Here is an 18,954-nt window from a genome sequence, read left to right as displayed (position 1 = left end):
GGACACGGCGTGCTCTGCGGCGCTATGCTCCGGGCAGGTCATCACCCCGACGAGAGCCTGCCTCGGATGATTAGGGTCCGGAGAGACAGCGGGGCACACGTCTCCGCTCCTGCACACGCCTCTACCGACGTCGGAGCGACGTGCCCGAACCCGCCGCCCCGAGACCAGAGCAGCGTGTCATGCGCGGAACCCGAATCCCGTGCTGGCCCACAACTGCGCCGGTCCCGTGCATGGTAGATCTGTCGCGCCAGGCCCACAAGGTGCAATCGGCACGGTGCAGGGCGGAGACTATGCGGCGCGATCCCACGCGGGCGCGGCTGAATCGACTCCACCCACACGATCGGTGTCCGCTCCAACGCTGCGGCCGTAGCTCGCATCGACGCGCTCATCGACATCGGCGGTGCTGCCGTTCGCGCCCCAAGGCCTCCGGGCGTCGAACTCTCCAACACAGAGTGTCGTGCAATGAACTTCCTCCGGTGGGCCCTGCCGGGATCGAACCGACGACATCCACGGTGTAAACGTGGCGCTCTACCAGCTGAGCTAAAGGCCCGCGATCGGATGGAACCATCCGATGCGACTCGTCGAGTCTAGCTGCAGTCCCCGTCGGAGCCGGAACACTCCACAACCCGGGACCGCGCGCATCCGTCACGACACCGGACGATCGGTCGGGCGCGGCGACGGTCGCTGGCCGTACGATCGAGGGGATGGATACGACGATCCCCACCCCGTACGAAGACCTCCTGCGCGACACGCTCGAGCACGGCGCCACCAAAGGCGACCGCACCGGAACCGGCACGCGCAGTGTGTTCGGCCGCCAGCTTCGCTTCGACCTCTCCCAGGGCTTCCCGCTCATCACCACCAAGCGGGTGCACTGGAAGTCCATCGCCTACGAACTCCTCTGGTTCCTCCGCGGCGACGGCAACGTCCGCTGGCTCCAGGAGCACGGCGTCTCCATCTGGGACGAATGGGCCGACGACCAGGGCGAACTCGGTCCCGTGTACGGCGTGCAGTGGCGGTCCTGGCCGACCCCCGACGGCTCGCACATCGACCAGATCTCGCAGGTCATCGACCAGCTGCGCACCGATCCGAACTCGCGCCGCATCATCGTCTCCGCCTGGAACGTCGCCGACATCCCCAACATGGCGCTCGCCCCGTGCCACGCCTTCTTCCAGTTCTACGTCGCCGACGGCAAGCTCTCCTGCCAGCTCTACCAGCGCAGCGCAGACCTCTTCCTCGGCGTCCCCTTCAACATCGCCAGCTACGCGCTTCTCACCCACCTCGTCGCCGAGCAGGTCGGCCTCGAGGTCGGCGACTTCGTGTGGACGGGCGGCGACTGCCACATCTACGACAACCACGTCGAGCAGGTGACGGAGCAGCTCACGCGTGCCCCGTTCCCTTACCCGAAGCTGCGTATCAACACGAAGCGCGACAGCATCTTCGACGTGGAGTACGACGACCTCGAGATCGTCGACTACCAGCACCACCCCGCCATCCGCGCGGCCGTCGCCGTATGAGCCTGGCGCTCATCTGGGCCCAGGCCCACGACGGCGTCATCGGCGCCGACGGCGACATGCCCTGGCACGTCCCCGAAGACCTCGCGCACTTCAAGGCGCTCACCGGGTCTGACGCGGTGATCATGGGACGCCGTACCTGGGATTCGCTCCCCCCACGGTTCCGTCCGCTCCCAGGACGCCCGAACATCGTCGTCACCCGCGACCACGCGTGGTCCGCCGGCGGCGCGATCGTCGCGCATTCCCTGGAAGACGCGTTCGAAGCGGCACAGCTCGCCGGCAACGGCCAGGCCTGGGTCACCGGCGGCGCGGGTCTCTTCACCGAGGCGCTCGCGATCGCGGACCGGCTCGAGGTGACCGAACTCGACCTCGACGTCGCGGGCGACACCTTCGCACCGACCATCGGCGAGGAGTGGGTGCCGGTCACGATCGATCCGGCGCACGGCTGGTCGGAGTCACGAACGGGAGTCCCGTACCGGTTCATCCGCTACGAGCGCGCACCCGAGGTAACGATCACCGGCTGAGACGCTCGGCGACCGGATCGACCAGCGCGAGCCGCGGCTCAGGCCGGCTGACGCAGCTCTTCGAGCGCGGCGCGATAGGCCGCGAGCGAGCGAGCCTCGCCCGGTGCCGTGATGAAGCTCTCACGGATGATGCCCTGCTGGTCGATGAGGAAGGTCGCACGGTTCGCGAACCCCTTCTCCTGCAGGAACACGCCGTACTCCTTGGCGACCTGGCCGTGCGGCCAGAAGTCGGCGAGCAGCTGGAAGCCGTACTGCTCCTGCTCCGCCCACGCGCGCAGCGTGTGCTTGGAGTCGACGGAGATGCCGACGAGCGTGACCTGGTCGTCCGTGAACAGGCTGAGGTTGTCGCGCAACTCGCACAGCTCCCCCGTGCAGGTACCGGAGAACGCCAGCGGGAAGAAGACGAGGGCGACAGCCGAACTGCCGCGGAACTGACTCAACCTGACGAGTTCACCGAACTGGTTCGCCAGTTCGAAGTCGGGTGCCAGGGTGTCGTTCTCGAGTGCCATGAGGGTCCTTTCAGGCGGGTTCGCCTGCTCCGGATCGCCCGAGCGGTGGACGGGTCCGATCCGGTCACACATCCTAACCCCGCACCGCAGCAGCACAAACCGGGAAGGGTGCGCCGCTCGGTCACCGTTCCCTGGGGTGACCGGATAGGGTGAAAGGTGGCGCCCGCGTCCATACCCATCAGGACGCATGGAGTTCACCATCACAACCCAGGCACGATCTGCCACGAGAGAAAGGTCGACGGTGACTGTTCACGACCAGGATCCATACTCGTCCAACCACGTAGACGCCGATCCTGAGGAGACGTCCGAGTGGAATGAGTCCCTCGACGCCCTCGTCGACGAACGTGGCCGCGGTCGCGGCCGCGACATCATGCTGAGCCTCCTGAAGCGCTCGAAGGAGCTGCACCTCGGCGTGCCGATGGTGCCGACCACCGACTACATCAACACCATCGCCTCGGAGAACGAGCCCGACTTCCCGGGCGACGAAGACATCGAGCGCCGCTACCGCGCCTGGATCCGCTGGAACGCGGCCATGACCGTGCACCGCGCGCAGCGCCCCGGCATCGGTGTCGGCGGACACATCTCCACCTACGCGTCGTCGGCCGCGCTCTACGAGGTCGGCTTCAACCACTTCTTCCGCGGCCAGGACGCCCCGGGCGGTGGCGACCAGATCTACATCCAGGGCCACGCCTCCCCCGGCACCTATGCCCGCGCCTTCCTCGAGGGCCGCCTCAGCACCGACCAGCTCGACGGCTTCCGTCAGGAGAAGTCGCACGCGCCGCACGGGCTCTCCTCGTACCCGCACCCGCGCCTCATGCCGGACTTCTGGCAGTTCCCGACGGTCTCCATGGGTCTCGGCCCGATCAACGCGATCTACCAGGCGCACCTCGCCAAGTACGTCACCAACCGTGGCATCAAGGACGCCAGCGACCAGCAGGTCTGGGCGTTCCTCGGCGACGGCGAGATGGACGAGGTCGAGAGCCGCGGTCAGCTCCAGGTCGCCGCGAACGAGGGCCTCGACAACCTCAACTTCGTGATCAACTGCAACCTGCAGCGCCTCGACGGCCCCGTCCGCGGCAACGGCAAGATCATCCAGGAGCTCGAGAGCTTCTTCCGCGGCGCCGGATGGAACGTCATCAAGGTCATCTGGGGCCGCGAGTGGGACGACCTCCTCAACCGCGACACCGACGGCGCGCTCCTCAACCTCATGAACGTCACGCCCGACGGCGACTTCCAGACGTACAAGACGGAGGACGGCGCCTACGTCCGCGAGAACTTCTTCGGCCGCGACGAGCGCGCCCTGAAGCTCGTCGAGGGCTACACCGACGACGAGGTCTGGAACCTCAAGCGCGGCGGCCACGACTACCGCAAGGTCTACGCGGCGTTCAAGGCGGCCAGTGAGCACAAGGGCCAGCCGACGGTCATCCTCGCGCACACCATCAAGGGCTACGGCCTCGGCCCGAGCTTCGAGGGCCGCAACGCGACCCACCAGATGAAGAAGATGACGCTCGACAACCTGAAGACCTTCAGGGACACGATGCGCATCCCGATCACCGACTCGCAGCTCGAAGAGAACCCCTACCTCCCGCCGTACTACCACCCGGGCGAGGACGACGAGGCGATCCAGTACCTGCACGAGCGTCGCCGCGCACTCGGCGGCTACGTCCCCGAGCGTCGCAGCAAGTACACGCAGCTGAACCTGCCCGACGACTCCGCGTACGCGGCAGCGAAGAAGGGCTCCGGAACGCAGGAGATCGCCACCACCATGGCGTTCGTCCGACTGCTGAAGGACCTCCTCCGCGCCAAGGACTTCGGCAACCGGATCGTCCCGATCATCCCCGACGAGGCACGTACCTTCGGTATGGACGCGTTCTTCCCGAGCGCGAAGATCTACAACCCGAACGGTCAGCACTACACCTCGGTGGACCGCGAACTGCTGCTCGCCTACAAGGAGAGCCCGCAGGGTCAGATCGTGCACGTGGGCATCAACGAGGCGGGCGCCGTCGCGGCCTTCTCCGCGATCGGAACCTCGTACTCGGTGCAGGGCGAGCCGCTCATCCCGGTCTACGTCTTCTACTCGATGTTCGGCTTCCAGCGCACCGCCGACGCCATCTGGGCGGCCGGCGACCAGATGACCCGTGGCTTCATGATCGGCGCGACCGCCGGTCGCACGACGCTCACGGGTGAGGGCCTCCAGCACGCGGACGGCCACTCGCTGCTGCTCTCGTCGTCGAACCCCGCGGTCGTCAGCTACGACCCGGCCTACGGCTACGAGATCGCGCACATCGTGCGCAGCGGTATCCAGCGCATGTACGGCGGTGAGCACGAGGACCCGAACGTCATGTACTACCTCACGGTGTACAACGAGCCGATGGTCATGCCGGTCGAGCCCGAGGGCGTGGACGTCGACGGCATCGTGCGCGGTATCCACCGCATCAGCACGAGCGACAAGCAGGGTCCGAAGGCTCAGCTCATGGCCTCCGGTGTCGCGGTCCCGTGGGCGATCGAGGCGCAGCAGCTGCTCGCCGACGACTGGGGTGTCTCCGCAGACGTCTGGAGCGTCACGAGCTGGACCGAGCTCCGTCGCGACGGGCTCGCCGCCGACCAGCACAACTTCCTGCACCCGCAGGAGGAGCGTCGTGTGCCCTACGTCACGGAGAAGCTGAGCGGTGCCGCAGGTCCGTTCGTCGCCGTGACCGACCACATGCACGCCGTGCCGGACCAGATCCGTCAGTTCGTGCCGGGCGACTTCGCGACGCTGGGGGCCGACGACTTCGGCTTCTCCGACACGCGCGCCGCCGCCCGTCGCTTCTTCAAGATCGACGGCCCGTCGCTCGTCGTCCGCACCCTCCAGCAGCTCGCTGCTCGGGGTGAGGTCGATGCGAGCCTCCCGCAGCAGGCGATCGACCGCTACCGCCTCCACGACGTGAACGCCGGCAACACCGGTAACGCGGGTGGCGAGAGCTGATTCCATCGCTACCACGGTGACGAAGACGAAGACGAAGGCCGAGACACTCGACTGGCTCCGCCGGATCTCGGGTGAGCTCGCGACCGCGACGCTCAAACGCCTCGAGGACACCCTTCCCTGGTACGCCGAGATGCCACCAGGCCGCCGCTCAGCGGTCGGCCTGGTGGCCCAGGCGGGCATCAGTTCGTTCATCTCGTGGTTCGACGATCCCCGGTCGACGCCGTGGATCGCCGCCGACGTGTTCGGGGCGGCTCCTCGCGAGCTGCTCCGTTCCGTCAGCCTGCAGCAGACGCTGCAACTCATCAAGGTCACCGTCGAGGTCGTCGAGGAACGCGTCGCGTCCGGCAGCGTCGACCTCCGCGAGGCGATCCTCCTCTACTCACGCGACATCGCATTCGCCTCGGCCGACGTGTACGCCCGTGCGGCCGAAGCCCGCGGACTCTGGGACGCCCGCCTCGAGGCCCTCGTCGTCGACTCGATCCTCAGTGGCGAAGCCGACGACGAGCTGCCCAGCCGGATCGCCGCCCTCGGGTGGCACGGTCACGGCGAGGCCTGCGTCCTGGTCGGGACGACCCCACGGGTGCTCGATGTCGACATGCTCCGCCGGACCGCCCGACACCTCGACGCCGACGTGCTCATCGGCGTCCAGGGCAACCGGCTCGTGCTCGTCCTGGGGCGCGCTGAGCTGCCCAGCACCGAGCCCGGAGACGGCGAGCCCGTCGACGAGGCCGAACAGGCCGCCGCAGACGCCCGCACCAGCTCACAACTGACCTTCCTCGACATCGCCGCCAAGCTCGAGCACGGTTTCGGGCCGGGGCACCTGGTGCTCGGTCACGCCGTGCCCTCCCTCATCGAGGCGTCGCGCAGCGCGAAGGCAGCCCTTGCCGGCTTCGCCGTGGCGAAGTCCTGGCGACACGCGCCACGTCCGGTCGCCGCGGACGACCTCCTTCCGGAGCGCGCCCTCGCCGGCGACAACCTCGCGAAGACCACGCTCATCGAGCGGGTCTACCGCCCGCTCAAGGACTACTCCGGCGAGCTCGTGACGACGCTCTGGTGCTACCTCGACAACGGCCGCTCGCTCGAAGCGACGGCGCGTGAGCTCTTCGTGCACCCCAACACGGTCCGGTACCGCCTCAAGCGGGTCTCCGAGGTCATCGGCTGGGACGCGACCGGGGCTCGCGAGTCGCTCATCCTGCAGGCGGCCCTCATCCTCGGCGCCATCGCTGAGCCTGAGCCGTCCCGACGTCGGCTGACCTCCTGACGCTCGCTGGGCCGCTCGACCGGTCGGTTTTGTGGACTCCACACAACACATTTTCCAAAGGTTCGTGGTGTTGCTCCACTGCTGGGCGTCCTCCGGTTGGCAGACTAGAGCGGTGATCGTCATCGCCTGCCCTGGACAGGGCTCCCAAACCCCCGGCTTCCTCGACCCCTGGTTGCAGGACGCCTCCGCGAAGGACGCGCTCGCGCGCTTCTCCGACGAAGCCGGACTCGACCTCGTCAAGCACGGCACCGTCTCCGACGCCGACACCATCCGCGACACCGCGGTGGCCCAGCCGCTCATCGTCGCGGCCGGCATCGTCGCCTTGGACGCCCTGCGGAAGGCCCTCCCCGCCGACGCCGCGCCGTTCGGCGGCATCGCCGGACACTCCGTCGGCGAGATCACCGCGGCCTACGGCGCCGGCATCCTCTCGGACAGCGACGCGATGAGCTTCGTGAGCGAACGCGCTGTAGCAATGGCCGAAGCCGCCGCCACCACCCCGACGGGCATGAGTGCCGTCCTCGGTGGCGACCAGGACGCCGTCGTCGCGCACGTCCGCTCCTTCGGGCTGGAGCCCGCAAACTACAACGGTGGCGGCCAGATCGTCGTCGCCGGTGCGCACGACGCCCTCGCCCGCCTCGCCGACGAGCCGCTCAAGGGCACGCGGGTGATCCCGCTGCAGGTCGCAGGCGCCTTCCACACGAGCTACATGCAGTCGGCCCGCGACTGGCTGGCCGGGGCGAGCCGCACGGTCGAGCCCCAGGACCCGACCCTCCGCATCTGGACGAACCACGACGGCACCGAGGTCACCTCGGGTACGGCGTTCTTCGACCTCCTCATCGGTCAGGTCGCCTCCCCGGTACGCTGGGACCTGTGCATGGACGCGTTCAGCGCCGCAGGGATCACCGGACTCATCGAGCTCGCCCCCGCCGGGGCGCTCACCGGACTCGCACGTCGCGGCCTGAAGGGCGTGCCGACGGTCGCCATCAAGACCCCCGACGACCTGCCGGCAGCCCTCGACCTCATCGCCCAGCAGTAGCGCAGACGGAGAACCAGTCAATGACCACCCCCACCCTCAAGCAGTCGCGCGGTCCCGAGTTCACCCGCATCCTCGGCCTCGGCGCAGCTCGCGGAGACCTCAGCGTCCCGAACGACGACCTCGTCGGTCCGATCAACTCGTCCGACGAGTGGATCCAACAGCGCACCGGCATCGTCACCCGCACGCGGGCGTCGGCCGACGTCAGTGCCGTCGACCTCGCAGCCGAAGCGGGTGCCGAGGCCATCGCGGCCGCGGGCATCTCGCCCGAGCAGGTCGACCTCGTCCTCATCGCGACGATCAGCAACGTCCAGCAGTCCCCGTCGATGGCGGCCGTCGTGGCCGACCGCGTCGGAGCGAACCCCGCTGCCGCCTACGACCTCAACGCCGCATGTGCCGGATACGCCTACGCGATCGCCCAGGCCGATGCCCTCATCCGATCGGGCGCGGCCCACTACGCGCTCGTCATCGGCGCCGAGAAACTGTCCGACATCGTCGACCCGACCGACCGGTCGATCTCGTTCCTCCTCGGCGACGGTGCAGGCGCGGCCGTCGTCGGTCCGAGCGACTTCCCCGGCATCTCCCCCACCGTGTGGGGGTCCGACGGCTCGAAGGCCGACGCCGTCGGCATGAGCGGCACGCTCACCGAGTTCCGCGACGGCACCGCCGCCTGGCCGACCCTGCGTCAGGAGGGCCAGACGGTCTTCCGGTGGGCGGTCTGGGAGATGGCCAAGGTCGCCAAGCAGGCCCTGGAGGAAGCGGGCGTCGAAGCCTCCGACCTCGCTGCTTTCATCCCCCACCAGGCCAACATGCGCATCGTCGACGAGTTCGCCAAGCAGCTCAAGCTGCCGGAGACCGTCGTCATCGCGCGCGACATCGAGACCACCGGCAACACCTCGGCGGCGTCCATCCCGCTCGCCACCCACCGGCTCCTCCAGGGGCACCCCGAGCTCAGCGGCGGCCTCGCCCTGCAGATCGGATTCGGTGCCGGACTGGTCTTCGGCGCTCAGGTCGTCGTCCTGCCGTAGCAGGACGCCCGACGCGACTACACTCGACTACGGTCAAACCTCACCCAAGGAGTAGAACAATGGCACTGTCCACCGAAGAAGTCCTCGCCGGCCTGGCCGAGCTGATCAACGACGAGACCGGCATCGCGACCGACACCGTCGAGCTGGACAAGTCGTTCACCGACGACCTCGACATCGACTCGATCTCCATGATGACCATCGTCGTCAACGCGGAGGAGAAGTTCGACGTGAAGATCCCGGACGAAGAAGTCAAGAACCTGAAGACCGTCGGCGACGCCGTCGACTTCATCGTCAAGGCTCAGGGCTAGTCCCAGCGCAGTGCTGAAGGGTCGGCCGGCAGTTGGCCGACCGGCCCTTCAGCGTTCGAGGCGGCTCGTCCGTCCGGACACGGGCTCGACCGCCGCAGCGCTCGGACCCCCTCGTCGTCTCCACAGAAGGTTTGACTGAATGACCACCAAACGCATCGTCATCACCGGCATCGGTGCCACCACTCCCCTCGGCGGGAACGCCACCGACTCCTGGGACAACCTCCTCGCCGGCAAGAGCGGTGCGAGCCGTCTCGAGCAGCCATGGGCCGAGGAGCTCGAGCTGCCCGTACGCTTCGCCGCGCAGGCCGCCGTCCCCACCGCCGACATCCTCGATCGTCGTGAGGTCAAGCGCCTCGACCCGTCGAGCCAGTTCGCTCTGATCGCCGCGCGCGAGGCCTGGCAGGACGCCGGCGCCCCCGAGGTCGACCCGGAGCGACTCCTCGTCGACTGGGCCACCGGTATCGGCGGCGTGTGGACGCTCCTCGACGCCTGGGACACCCTGCGCGAGAAGGGCCCCCGCCGCGTCCTCCCCATGACCGTCCCGATGCTCATGCCGAACGGCCCGGCAGCGGCGATCGGCATGGACCTCGGTGCCCGAGGCGGAGAGCGCACCGTCGTCTCCGCCTGCGCTTCCAGCACCGAGTCGCTTGCCAACGCCTACGACCACCTCCAGGCCGGCCTCGCCGACATCGTCGTGGCCGGTGGCTCCGAAGCCGCCATCCACCCGCTTCCGCTCGCATCCTTCGCAGCGATGCAGGCGTTGTCCAAGCGCAACGACGACCCCGCCATCGCCTCGCGTCCCTACGACGTCGACCGCGACGGATTCGTCCTCGGTGAGGGCGCCGCAGCGCTCATCGTCGAGACCGAGGAGCACGCCAAGGCCCGTGGCGCCCGCATCTACGCCGAGCTCCTCGGTGGTGCGGTGACGAGCGACGCGTACCACATCACCGCTCCCGACCCCGAGGGTTCGGCTGCGGCCCGCGCCATGCGTGCGGCCGTCGAGAACGGTGGAGCGTCGCTCGACGACGTCGTGCACGTCAACGCACACGCCACGAGCACCCCCGTCGGCGACATCGCCGAGTACAACGCGCTGCGTCGGGTCTTCGGTGCCCACCTCGACGACATCGCCGTGACGGCCACGAAGGCGTCGACAGGCCACCTCCTCGGTGGCGCGGGTGCCATCGAAGCGGCCTACACGGCGCTCGCCCTGCACCACCGGGTCATCCCGCCGACCATCAACCTCGACAATCAGGACCCGGAGATCCCGCTCGACGTCGTCACGACGCCGCGTGAGCTCGGGTCCGGCGACCTGCTCGCCATCAGCAACTCGTTCGGGTTCGGCGGCCACAACGCGGTCGTCGCGTTCCGGAGCTACTGAGCCGTCCGCGACGGAGACGACGACGGGTCGTGGTGCATGCACCACGACCCGTCGTCGTCTACTGACCAGGGTGCCACCGTTTCGTCACCTCATGTCTGCCGGGAGTGTCACCGACCTCGCACGGTCCACGCCACGTGGGCACCCTGTCGTCTGTGAAGTTGTCTCGCGTGCGCGGTGCCGCCGCGCCGGCGGGGCCGGATCAGCCCACGTTGTGCAGCCAGATGACGGAGGACCCGTCGCCGGCGTGACGGAACGGCTCGAGTTCGTCGTCCCATGGCTGGCCGAGCGCGACGCGGAGTTCGCGCTGGAGTTCGGCGGCGTTCCCGGCACCGACCTCCATGGCGTACCGGATGCGATCCTCCGGTACGACCACGTTGCCGATGCTGTCGGTCTGTGCGTAGAAGATCCCGAGGTCGGGCGTGTGCATCCACCGGGCACCGTCGACACCCTGGGCCGGGTCTTCGCTCACCTCGTAGCGGAGGTGCTCCCAGCCGCGCAGGGCTGAGGCGAGTGCGGCTCCGGTGCCGTGCGGGCCTTCCCAGAAGACCTCGGCACGCTGCGCACCGCGGAGGATCGGCTGGTCTTCCCAGTCGAAACTGATGGCACGACCAAGAGCGCGACCTGCCGCCCATTCGAGGTGCGGGCAGAGCGCGCGAGGCGACGAGTGCACGAACAGCACACCCTTCGTCATCGGTGTCGACATGATTCCTCCACTGCGTCCGGGTGCGTCTTCCCCAACGACCCATGCAGTGTGATCCATGTCGGTGTCCGGCTGACCGGACCTCCGTGTATGCAGTTGTTCGGCTCGCGCCGATACGAGCATTATGCCCCATGACCTGGAGGAATGACAACCGTGTCGTTCCCAGTACGCTGGATCGGGAGCCGGCCCGGATTGACGGCCCTCCAGGATGGAGCGGTGATGCACGAGGCCCTCGCGATCGACATCGGCGGCACGAAGGTCGAAGCGGCCGTCGTCGACGCCGAGGGACGGATCCTGCCCGGCACCCGGTTCCGCGGTCCGACGGGCGCCGCGGCCACCCGCGAGGAACTCGTGGCGTCGATCCTCCAGACCGCCGAACGGAGCGTCGCGGCCCATGGCGGGCCGGTGTCCGGTGTCGGGATCGGTTCGGCGGGCCCCATCGGCAGGGCCGACGGCACCGTCTCGCCGATCAACCTCCCCCGACTCGCCGACTTCCCCGTCGTGGCGGAGCTCCGGCGCTTCACGTCCGGTCCGGTGGAACTCCGACTCGACGGCACCTGCATCGCCCTGGCAGAACACTGGCAGGGCGCGCTCCGCGGAACCGAGAACAGCATGGGCATCGTCGTCTCGACCGGGATCGGTGGCGGGATCATCCTCGGATCCCGACTCGTCCCCGGCACCTCGGGCAACGCCGGCCACCTCGGACAGATGCAGCTCCGCAGGCGCGAACCGGATGCCGTCGGCACACCCTGGACGTTGGAAGGCATCGCGTCGGGAACCGCGACGGTCGCCTGGGCCAGCGCGCAGGGATGGACCGGCACGACGGGCGAACAGCTCGGGGCCGACTATGCGACCGGAACGGAGATCGCCGTCCGCGCCGTCCGGCGTTCCGCCGCCGCGGTCGGGGAAGCCCTCTGCAGCATCACGACTCTGCTCGACCTGGAACGCGTCGCGATCGGAGGCGGCTTCTCGCGGGTCTCCCCCGACTACCTCGACCTCGTCCAGGAGGCTGCGACCTCCGCCGCACTGCACGCCTACGCCCGGGAACTGCGCGTGGTCCCGGCCGGACTGGACGCCGACGGCCCTCTCATCGGTGCCGCCGCCCTCGTCCTCGCGGACTGAACGCGCCCATCCCGGTCCTGAGCCGACCCACCCGGTCCCCGAGCCCCACCCAGTCCCCGAGCCGCCCATCCCGGTCCCTGAGCCGCCCATCCCGGTCCCTGAGCCGCCCATCGCGGTCCCTGAGCCGCCCATCCCGGTCCCTGAGCCGCCCATCGCGGTCCCTGAGCCTGTCGAAGGGCGCCCTTCGACAAGCTCAGGGACCGGAACCAAGGCTCATGGGCCGGATCTCGGTAGGGCGGGTGGGACTTGAACCCACGCATCGTTCGGTTATGAGCCGAATGCCTTCACCAGCTTGGCTACCGCCCCGTGCGGAACCCAGTGTACCGAGTGGCCCGCCGGGCGGGAATCAGTCGCGCGATTCCTGGCGGTCTGCGGTCGCCGTGTGACGCTCGGTCGTCGGGTCGACGACCTGCTCCCCGCGGTAGAGCGCTTCGAAGGTGTCGAGCGTGCGCTCGATGTCGTGTGCGGAGACGAGCTCCAACGAGGCGTCCTGTAGCCGGCGGTACTCCTCGGGCGAGGCGCTGAGTACCGTCGCGAGCCGCTCGGCCAGGGCGTCGACGTTGCCCGGCTCGAACAGGTACCCGTTGACCTGATCGTGTACGAGGTGAGGCAGCGCCATGGCGTCGGCCGCGACCACCGGGAGACCGGAGGCCATGGCCTCCATCGTCGCGATGCTCTGCAGCTCGGCGATGGACGGCATCGCGAAGACGGTGGCGTTCGTGTAGGCCTGCTTCACCTCATCGTCGGACACCTTGCCGAGGAATCGGACGCGGTCGCCGATGCCGAGCTGCTGGGTCAGCTGCTCGAGGTTCTTCGCCTGGTCGCCGCCACCGATGACGTCGACGTGGGCGTCGAGTTCCTTCGGGAGTTTCGTGAGCGCGCGCAGGAGCACGTCGATCTGCTTCTCGCTCGTGATGCGACCCACGAAGAGGATGGTGTTGCGCTTCCGCGGTTCGAACGACGGCGTGTACTGCCCTGCCTCGATGCCGCAGGAGATCGCGTGCACGCCGGTCAACCCACTGAACTGCTCGAGGAAGTCGGCCGCCTTGCGTGTGGGCGTGGTTACGGCGAACGCCCGGTCGAACACCCGCCGTGCTGCTGCCCACTGCGTGCGGATGAGCCACTCCTGGGTGCGCTTGGGGATGACGGTGAAGTCGAGGATGTTGTCGGGCATGATGTGGTTCGTCGCCACCATGCGGATGCCGCGCTGCTCGGCCTCGATCGAGAGGCCACGACCCACCACGATGTGCGACTGCAGGTGCACGACGTCGGGCTTCACGCGGTCGAGGATCTTCCGGGCGTTCCGTCGCATCGACCACGGCATCGCGAAGCGCAGCCAGTCGTGCGGGTACCACCGGAGGCTGAAGAGGCGGTGCGCCGTCATCGTCTGACCCTCGTGGGTCTCCTTCCAGGTGCCGAACTTGCGCGAGCCCGCGGGCGCCACGATGTGGACGTCGTGGCCTCGGCGGACGAGTCCGGCTGCGAGGCGTTCGGCGAAGCGTGCGGCGCCGTTCACGTCGGGCGAGAAGGTGTCGGCACCGATGACCACCCGCAGCGGTTTGTGGGTGTCGGCGCTCGGCGTCGTGCTGGACGCCTTCGCGAGGTGCTGGTCGTCGGGAGAAGTCAAGGTATCGGTGATTCCTCTGTGCTTGGCCAGTGATGTGAGGGGTGCGGGCGGTCGCTCACGACCCTGATACGGCGCGGAACGCCATGCTCAAGCATACCTGCAGCCCGTTCGGGCTCCAGGGCTCAGGCGGGCGCGTCGCCGGTCGCGAGGGCCTTCGCGGCTGCTGCGGCCGCCGGCGTCTGGCTCACCTGCGGGTGATGGCGGGCGAGCTGGAAGACACCCCACACGGCGATCGCGCCGGCCACGACGAAGCCGAAGCCCGCCCAGAACGGCGCGTTGCTCGCCTCCCCCAGCACGATGATGCCGATGCCGACCGCGATCATCGGATCGATGACGGTGAGGCCTGCGATGACCAGGTCGGGAGGCCCAGAGGAGTAGGCGGTCTGCACGAAGTAGCCGCCGAGCGCACTCGCGGCGATGAGGCCGAGCCCGCAGAGGACCGTGAGCCAGTCGAACTCGCCCTGCTGCAGCCGTCCGATGATGACCTTGGCGAGCGTCGCGACGAAGCCGTAGAGCACCCCGGTCCCGACGATGTAGAAAATGGCCGTGAAGCGGGAGCGGAACACCATGAAGCCGAGTCCGAACACGATGAGCACGATGCCGAGCATCACCAGGATCGTGACGAGCTCGGCTTCGGTGATCCGGTGCTCGCCCGTGAAGACCGCCGCAATCGTGACGAACAGGCCGACGCCGCCGACGCAGGCGACGATCGCGATGACCGATCGACGGTTCAACCGGACGCCGCTGATCCTGCTGTTCACCACCGCCGTGATGACGAGCGCGACCGCGCCCAACGGTTGGACGAGGGTGATCGGTGCGAGTGACAGACTGCCGAGCTGGAGCACGATCGCGAGCCCGAGCATGACCGTTCCGGTCACCCAGGACGGCCGACTGAGCAGCGCCAGGAGCTGGACGACATTGAGCCCCGAGGTTGCGTCAGTGCCGCTCGACGACTCGACCTTCGCCACACCCCGGTGCTGCAGCTGCGCTCCGAGCGAGAGGAAGACGGCACCGAGGAGCGCGAACGGGATGCCGAGGAGCTGGGAGGGGTTGCGCGTGAAGTCGTCCGCGAGGTCGGCGATGTCGATGGCGGAAGGGATCACCCGTCGAGGCTACCCCGCGGCCCCGCCGATCCCGGCGCGCCAGGCCGAGCCCAGCGGATAGGCTCGAGCAATGGCAATTCTCGAGATCCACGTGACCGGTGACCCGGTGCTCCACTCCGTCGCCCGGCCGGTCACCACCGTGGACGACGACCTCCGGCGGCTCGTCGCCGACATGTACGAGACCATGGATCTCGCTCCCGGGGTCGGGCTCGCGGCCCCGCAGGTCGGCGTCCCGCTGCGCCTCTTCGTCTACAGCTACGAGGACGACGACGGCCAGCCGTGGCGTGGCGTCGCGATCAACCCGGTGCTGTGGATCAGTCCCCCGCCGGTGGGCGAGCTCGACGAGGAGGCCGAGTCGGAGGGCTGCCTCTCCGTCCCCGGCGAGCGGCACCCGCTCCGTCGCGCGGAAGCAGCCATGCTCATCGGGACCGACCTCGAGGGAGACCCCGTCGAGCTGCGGGTCGTCGGCTGGCGCGCACGCATCCTGCAGCACGAGTTCGACCACCTCAACGGCGTACTCTACGTGGACCGCCTCGAACTGCCGCACTCGCGCCGAGCGGCGAAGGCGATCCGCAAGGCTGGCTGGGGCGTGCCCGGGATCTCCTGGCTGCCGGGTCGCGACGACCTCGAGGGCTGAACCACCTCGACGGACACGACGCCAGCACGATCGGCACGGCATCACCTCGACCGACGCAGGGTGTCCGGACATGCAACGAGGCCCGAAGAGTGGAGTCTTCGGGCCTCGTGGTCCAGTCTACGGCGTCCCGGCCGGTTTCGTGAAACCGGCATCAAACGACGAATCCCTCGGTCCGTATGGACCGAGGGATTCTGTGCAGCTCCTCGAGTTGGACTCGAACCAACAACCTATCGATTAACAGTCGATTGCTCTGCCAATTGAGCTATCGAGGAATACGTGCTTCGACCGGCCGGACGAATCCGGCCTCTGCGTTGCAGCGCGTATCTACTGTAGCAAAGGATTCGCAGACTCCAAATCGACACGCGATCAATCGATGCCGACGGCCTCGGGCGTCTCGTACTGGGTCTCGGTGCCGCCCGACTGGGCGAGCGCCGCAAGGAACTCGTGCGGCGGATCGGCGAGCATCGCGTCGATCGGGCCGTAGCCCACGACCCGCGATTGGTGGAGCGCCAGAACGTCGTCGGTCACCTCGCGGAGCATCGCGAGGTCGTGTGTCACGACGATGACCGTGCCGCCGTCGCGTCGGAACCCGTCGAGCAACTCGGTCACCGTGTGCCGGACCGTGATGTCGATGCCGGCCATCGGTTCGTCGGCGATGAACACCTTCGGGCCGAGGACGAGGGCGCGTGCGATGGCGATGCGCTGTCGCTGACCGCCGCTCAGCTCATAGGGGTACTTGTCGAGGCTGGAGAGCGGCATCTGCACGGCGTCCAGCAGCGTGGCGACCCGGACGCCGAGCGCCCGCTCGCTGAACTTCTTGTCGCGCTCGAGGACCGGTTCCGAGATGAGCTCCGTGACGGTGAGCTCGGGCTTCAGATGCGCACCGGCCTCCTGCTCGAGCAGCGACACCTCGAACGTGAGCTTCGTGAGTTCCCTGCGGCCCACCTTGCGCATGGAGCGACCGAGCGTGCTCGCGTCGCCGCCGGACACGAACGGACGTGAATCCGCTCCGCTCAGGTGGCGACCGGACAGCACCCGCAGGAGCGTGCTCTTCCCCGAGCCCGAGCTGCCGATGACCCCGAGCGAGCCGCCGACGGGCAGCTCGAAGCTGATGCCGTCCAGCGCTCGATTGCTCGGACTCACGCCGTGCGCGGCGTAGTCGACGCTCAGATCACTCGCCCGGACCGCCGGTCCGTCCTGCTCTGGGTGCTTCATGAGACCTCTCCTTCCGGTGCACGGGGAGCCACCGGATCGCCATCGAGTGTATCCGGCGATCCCGGCGGCGCCACGTGCCACGCTCGGAGGAGGCCGTCCGCGTCAGGCCTCGGCGCGGAGCGCACGCCGTTCCGCCTCCACGTCCGCGAGCTGCCGGGTGATCTCCCGATGGGACTCGTCGCGGGGGTCGGTGCGACGCAACGACCCGAGCAGCGCCGCCTTGCGGCCGAGGAGGTCGCGGTCGATCAGCGCCCGCGCGATGTCCCGGACGTAGCTCGGCAGCTTCTCCTCGTTCGTCTCGGGGAGCGGGGACACCCCGAGCTCACGCACCAGTCCGTCGAAGCCGGGTGGGACCTGTGCGATGACGGTCTCGAGCCAGGCGTTCGTCCCGAGGTGGTCCAGGCTCACACTCATGGCGTCGCGCACCACGGCGAGGGAACTGTTGGCGACCGAGCTCTGGACCGCGCGCTCCAGCATGGGGCGTTCGAGGTGCTGGGGCAGCTGCAGGATCGCACGGAGCGCGTCTTGCTCGAGGCGCGTCGACGGATCCTTGGGCAGGTCGTTGAGCGAGGCCTGTCGCTCGCGCGGCGGCTCTGCAGCTGGTGCGCCAGGGCCCTGCTGGCGGGCGTCTCGTGCGGAGTTCTGCGAGCCACCTGCGGCGGCACCACCAGCGGCCCGCACGGCGCGGGCCACCTCGTCGAGTTCCATGCCGAGCTGCTTCGCGAGCACCCGGGTGTACCCGGGACGGAGCGAAGGGTCGCGGATCTCGGCGACGACCGGCGCGGCCGCGCGGAGTGCGCCGACGCGACCCTCGACCGTCTCGAGGTCGAAGCCCGCCAGCGTCCGCCGGATGATGAACTCGAACATCGGCTCGCGGCCGTCGACGAGCTTCCGGATGGCGCCGTCGCCGCGGTTGAGGCGGAGGTCGCAGGGATCGAGGCCGTCGGAGGACACGGCGACGTACGTCTGGGCGGAGAACCGCTTCTCCTCGCCGAACGCACGCGTCGCGGCCTTCTGCCCGGCCTCGTCAGGGTCGAACGTGAAGATGACCTCGCCGGTGGCGGAGTCGTCGCCCATGACGCGGCGGATCATCTTGATGTGGTCGACCCCGAACGAGGTCCCGCAGGTCGCCACCGCAGTGGTCTCCCCCGCCAGGTGGCAGGCCATGACGTCGGTGTACCCCTCGACGACGACGACGCGCTTGCCGCGCGAGATGTCGCGTTTGGCGAGGTCGAGTCCGTAGAGGACCTGCGCCTTGTGATAGATCGCCGTCTCGGGGGTGTTGAGGTACTTCGGCCCCTTGTCGTCGTCGCGGAGGCGCCGGGCGCCGAAGCCGAGCACCTGCCCGGTCGTGTCGCGGATGGGCCAGATGAGGCGTCCGCGGAACCGGTCGTAGACCCCGCGGTCGCCGCTCGACACGAGCCCGGCCGCGAGCATCTCCTCGTCGGAGAATCCGCGCGACCGCAGGGCCTTCATGAGATGGTCCCAGCCGGCAGGCGCGAACCCGATCCCGAAGTGGTCGGCGGCGGCGGCGTCGAAGCCGCGTTCGCCGAGGAACCGCCGCCCGAGGTCGGCGTCGCCGTCGTGGAGCTGCTGCTGGAAGTATTCGGCGGCAGCCTGGTTGGCGGCGAAGAGCCGCGCCCGGTTGCCGTGGTCGACCTTGCCGCCGCCCTCCTCGTAGCTGAGCGGGTACCCGATGCGCTGCGCGAGACGTTCCACCGACTCCGCGAACGTCACGTGGTCCATCTTCTGCAGGAAGCTGTAGACGTCGCCGCTCTCGCCACAGCCGAAGCAGTGGTACAGCCCGACCGTGGGGCGCACGTGGAAGCTCGGGCTGCGTTCGTCGTGGAAGGGGCACAAGCCCTTCAGCGAACCGACGCCGGCGGACTTCAGCGAGACGTAGTCGCCGACGACGTCGCCGATGTTGGTGCGTGCCTTGACCTCTTCAACATCGCTCTGTCGAATCCGTCCGGCCATGCTTCGATCCTAGTCTCGTGCGTCCATCGTCCATCCCTGAGAGCCTCCGCGCA

Annotated in this window: 16 protein-coding genes and 3 tRNA genes; 10 read left to right on the top strand and 9 right to left on the bottom strand. The window is 68.7% G+C overall.

The window, feature by feature from the left end:
• Positions 1-477: 477 nt before the first annotated feature.
• Positions 478-550 (bottom strand) — tRNA-Val (locus B9Y95_RS04365).
• A 154-nt stretch (positions 551-704) separates the two neighbouring features.
• On the opposite strand from B9Y95_RS04365, the gene B9Y95_RS04360 reads away from it, so the two are divergent.
• Both B9Y95_RS04360 and B9Y95_RS04355 read left to right on the top strand, forming a co-directional pair.
• A complete protein-coding gene (locus B9Y95_RS04360) occupies positions 705-1,514 on the top strand; it encodes a thymidylate synthase (RefSeq protein WP_079705778.1) in 810 nt (269 codons plus the stop codon).
• Positions 1,511-2,035 carry a dihydrofolate reductase gene (locus B9Y95_RS04355; protein ID WP_085510737.1) on the top strand — a complete coding sequence of 175 codons (525 nt, stop codon included), beginning with the start codon at positions 1,511-1,513 and terminating at the stop codon, positions 2,033-2,035. Before B9Y95_RS04360 ends, B9Y95_RS04355 begins: the two co-directional genes overlap by 4 nt.
• Before the next feature lie 38 nt (positions 2,036-2,073).
• On the opposite strand, the gene B9Y95_RS04350 is transcribed toward B9Y95_RS04355, so the two are convergent.
• Positions 2,074-2,544 (bottom strand): peroxiredoxin, encoded by a 471-nt coding sequence (locus B9Y95_RS04350; protein WP_064293656.1) that lies wholly within the window; start codon positions 2,542-2,544, stop codon positions 2,074-2,076.
• A 241-nt stretch (positions 2,545-2,785) separates the two neighbouring features.
• Here B9Y95_RS04350 and aceE point away from each other — a divergent pair, with 241 nt between their 5' ends.
• The 6 genes from aceE to B9Y95_RS04320 all read left to right on the top strand — a co-directional run bounded on the left by aceE (position 2,786) and on the right by B9Y95_RS04320 (position 10,520).
• Positions 2,786-5,512: a pyruvate dehydrogenase (acetyl-transferring), homodimeric type gene (gene aceE / locus B9Y95_RS04345; protein ID WP_085510736.1), complete on the top strand. Its 2,727-nt coding sequence runs from the start codon at positions 2,786-2,788 to the stop codon at positions 5,510-5,512.
• Positions 5,513-5,528: 16 nt separating this feature from the next.
• Positions 5,529-6,773: a PucR family transcriptional regulator gene (locus tag B9Y95_RS04340; protein WP_175484370.1), complete on the top strand. Its 1,245-nt coding sequence runs from the start codon at positions 5,529-5,531 to the stop codon at positions 6,771-6,773.
• Positions 6,774-6,885: 112 nt separating this feature from the next.
• Positions 6,886-7,809, top strand: coding sequence for an ACP S-malonyltransferase (locus B9Y95_RS04335; protein ID WP_085510735.1), 924 nt, complete (start codon positions 6,886-6,888; stop codon positions 7,807-7,809).
• A 20-nt stretch (positions 7,810-7,829) separates the two neighbouring features.
• Positions 7,830-8,834 (top strand): beta-ketoacyl-ACP synthase III, encoded by a 1,005-nt coding sequence (locus B9Y95_RS04330; RefSeq protein ID WP_079705772.1) that lies wholly within the window; start codon positions 7,830-7,832, stop codon positions 8,832-8,834.
• A 59-nt stretch (positions 8,835-8,893) separates the two neighbouring features.
• On the top strand, positions 8,894-9,142 hold the full coding sequence (locus B9Y95_RS04325; protein ID WP_056006457.1) for an acyl carrier protein: 249 nt from the start codon (positions 8,894-8,896) through the stop codon (positions 9,140-9,142).
• Positions 9,143-9,281: 139 nt separating this feature from the next.
• The gene (locus tag B9Y95_RS04320) at positions 9,282-10,520 is read left to right on the top strand and encodes a beta-ketoacyl-[acyl-carrier-protein] synthase family protein (RefSeq protein WP_071260783.1); all 1,239 of its coding nucleotides are present in this window, start codon (positions 9,282-9,284) and stop codon (positions 10,518-10,520) included.
• A 199-nt stretch (positions 10,521-10,719) separates the two neighbouring features.
• On the opposite strand, the gene B9Y95_RS04315 is transcribed toward B9Y95_RS04320, so the two are convergent.
• Positions 10,720-11,223: a DUF3145 domain-containing protein gene (locus B9Y95_RS04315; RefSeq protein WP_064293650.1), complete on the bottom strand. Its 504-nt coding sequence runs from the start codon at positions 11,221-11,223 to the stop codon at positions 10,720-10,722.
• A 216-nt stretch (positions 11,224-11,439) separates the two neighbouring features.
• Here B9Y95_RS04315 and B9Y95_RS04310 point away from each other — a divergent pair, with 216 nt between their 5' ends.
• Positions 11,440-12,342 carry an ROK family protein gene (locus tag B9Y95_RS04310; RefSeq protein ID WP_085510734.1) on the top strand — a complete coding sequence of 301 codons (903 nt, stop codon included), beginning with the start codon at positions 11,440-11,442 and terminating at the stop codon, positions 12,340-12,342.
• A gap of 231 nt (positions 12,343-12,573) precedes the next feature.
• On the opposite strand, the gene B9Y95_RS04305 is transcribed toward B9Y95_RS04310, so the two are convergent.
• The 3 genes from B9Y95_RS04305 to B9Y95_RS04295 all read right to left on the bottom strand — a co-directional run bounded on the left by B9Y95_RS04305 (position 12,574) and on the right by B9Y95_RS04295 (position 15,072).
• Positions 12,574-12,648: transfer RNA gene (locus B9Y95_RS04305), tRNA-Ile, on the bottom strand.
• A gap of 40 nt (positions 12,649-12,688) precedes the next feature.
• On the bottom strand, positions 12,689-13,969 hold the full coding sequence (locus B9Y95_RS04300) for a glycosyltransferase (protein ID WP_412458814.1): 1,281 nt from the start codon (positions 13,967-13,969) through the stop codon (positions 12,689-12,691).
• 122 nt (positions 13,970-14,091) lie between these two features.
• Entirely contained in the window at positions 14,092-15,072 is a 981-nt protein-coding gene (locus B9Y95_RS04295) for a DMT family transporter (RefSeq protein ID WP_085510732.1), read from the bottom strand.
• Between the two features lie 70 nt (positions 15,073-15,142).
• Here B9Y95_RS04295 and def point away from each other — a divergent pair, with 70 nt between their 5' ends.
• On the top strand, positions 15,143-15,709 hold the full coding sequence (gene def, locus B9Y95_RS04290) for a peptide deformylase (RefSeq protein WP_064293647.1): 567 nt from the start codon (positions 15,143-15,145) through the stop codon (positions 15,707-15,709).
• A 199-nt stretch (positions 15,710-15,908) separates the two neighbouring features.
• On the opposite strand, the gene B9Y95_RS04285 is transcribed toward def, so the two are convergent.
• The 3 genes from B9Y95_RS04285 to dnaG form a co-directional block, all read right to left on the bottom strand.
• Positions 15,909-15,981: transfer RNA gene (locus tag B9Y95_RS04285), tRNA-Asn, on the bottom strand.
• A 94-nt stretch (positions 15,982-16,075) separates the two neighbouring features.
• Positions 16,076-16,924 (bottom strand): ATP-binding cassette domain-containing protein, encoded by an 849-nt coding sequence (locus B9Y95_RS04280; protein WP_085510731.1) that lies wholly within the window; start codon positions 16,922-16,924, stop codon positions 16,076-16,078.
• 102 nt (positions 16,925-17,026) lie between these two features.
• Positions 17,027-18,901 (bottom strand): DNA primase, encoded by a 1,875-nt coding sequence (gene dnaG, locus B9Y95_RS04275; RefSeq protein ID WP_085510730.1) that lies wholly within the window; start codon positions 18,899-18,901, stop codon positions 17,027-17,029.
• Positions 18,902-18,954: the final 53 nt, after the last annotated feature.

This window comes from Plantibacter flavus (genome assembly GCF_900177615.1).
GTDB lineage: Bacteria > Actinomycetota > Actinomycetes > Actinomycetales > Microbacteriaceae > Plantibacter > Plantibacter flavus.
The sequence above is the reverse complement of the archived record's forward strand: the minus strand, read 5'-3'. Positions and strand labels throughout refer to the sequence as shown.

What these genes read in the sequence shown, in the direction of transcription:
- B9Y95_RS04360 (WP_079705778.1), top strand. Translation starts at nt 705, where the DNA reads ATGGATACGACGATCCCCACCCCGTACGAAGACCTCCTGCGCGACACG.
- B9Y95_RS04355 (WP_085510737.1), top strand. Translation starts at nt 1,511, where the DNA reads ATGAGCCTGGCGCTCATCTGGGCCCAGGCCCACGACGGCGTCATCGGC.
- B9Y95_RS04350 (WP_064293656.1), bottom strand. Translation starts at nt 2,544, where the DNA reads ATGGCACTCGAGAACGACACCCTGGCACCCGACTTCGAACTGGCGAAC.
- B9Y95_RS04330 (WP_079705772.1), top strand. Translation starts at nt 7,830, where the DNA reads ATGACCACCCCCACCCTCAAGCAGTCGCGCGGTCCCGAGTTCACCCGC.
- B9Y95_RS04325 (WP_056006457.1), top strand. Translation starts at nt 8,894, where the DNA reads ATGGCACTGTCCACCGAAGAAGTCCTCGCCGGCCTGGCCGAGCTGATC.
- B9Y95_RS04320 (WP_071260783.1), top strand. Translation starts at nt 9,282, where the DNA reads ATGACCACCAAACGCATCGTCATCACCGGCATCGGTGCCACCACTCCC.
- B9Y95_RS04315 (WP_064293650.1), bottom strand. Translation starts at nt 11,223, where the DNA reads ATGTCGACACCGATGACGAAGGGTGTGCTGTTCGTGCACTCGTCGCCT.
- B9Y95_RS04310 (WP_085510734.1), top strand. Translation starts at nt 11,440, where the DNA reads ATGCACGAGGCCCTCGCGATCGACATCGGCGGCACGAAGGTCGAAGCG.
- def (WP_064293647.1), top strand. Translation starts at nt 15,143, where the DNA reads ATGGCAATTCTCGAGATCCACGTGACCGGTGACCCGGTGCTCCACTCC.
- B9Y95_RS04280 (WP_085510731.1), bottom strand. Translation starts at nt 16,924, where the DNA reads ATGAAGCACCCAGAGCAGGACGGACCGGCGGTCCGGGCGAGTGATCTG.
- dnaG (WP_085510730.1), bottom strand. Translation starts at nt 18,901, where the DNA reads ATGGCCGGACGGATTCGACAGAGCGATGTTGAAGAGGTCAAGGCACGC.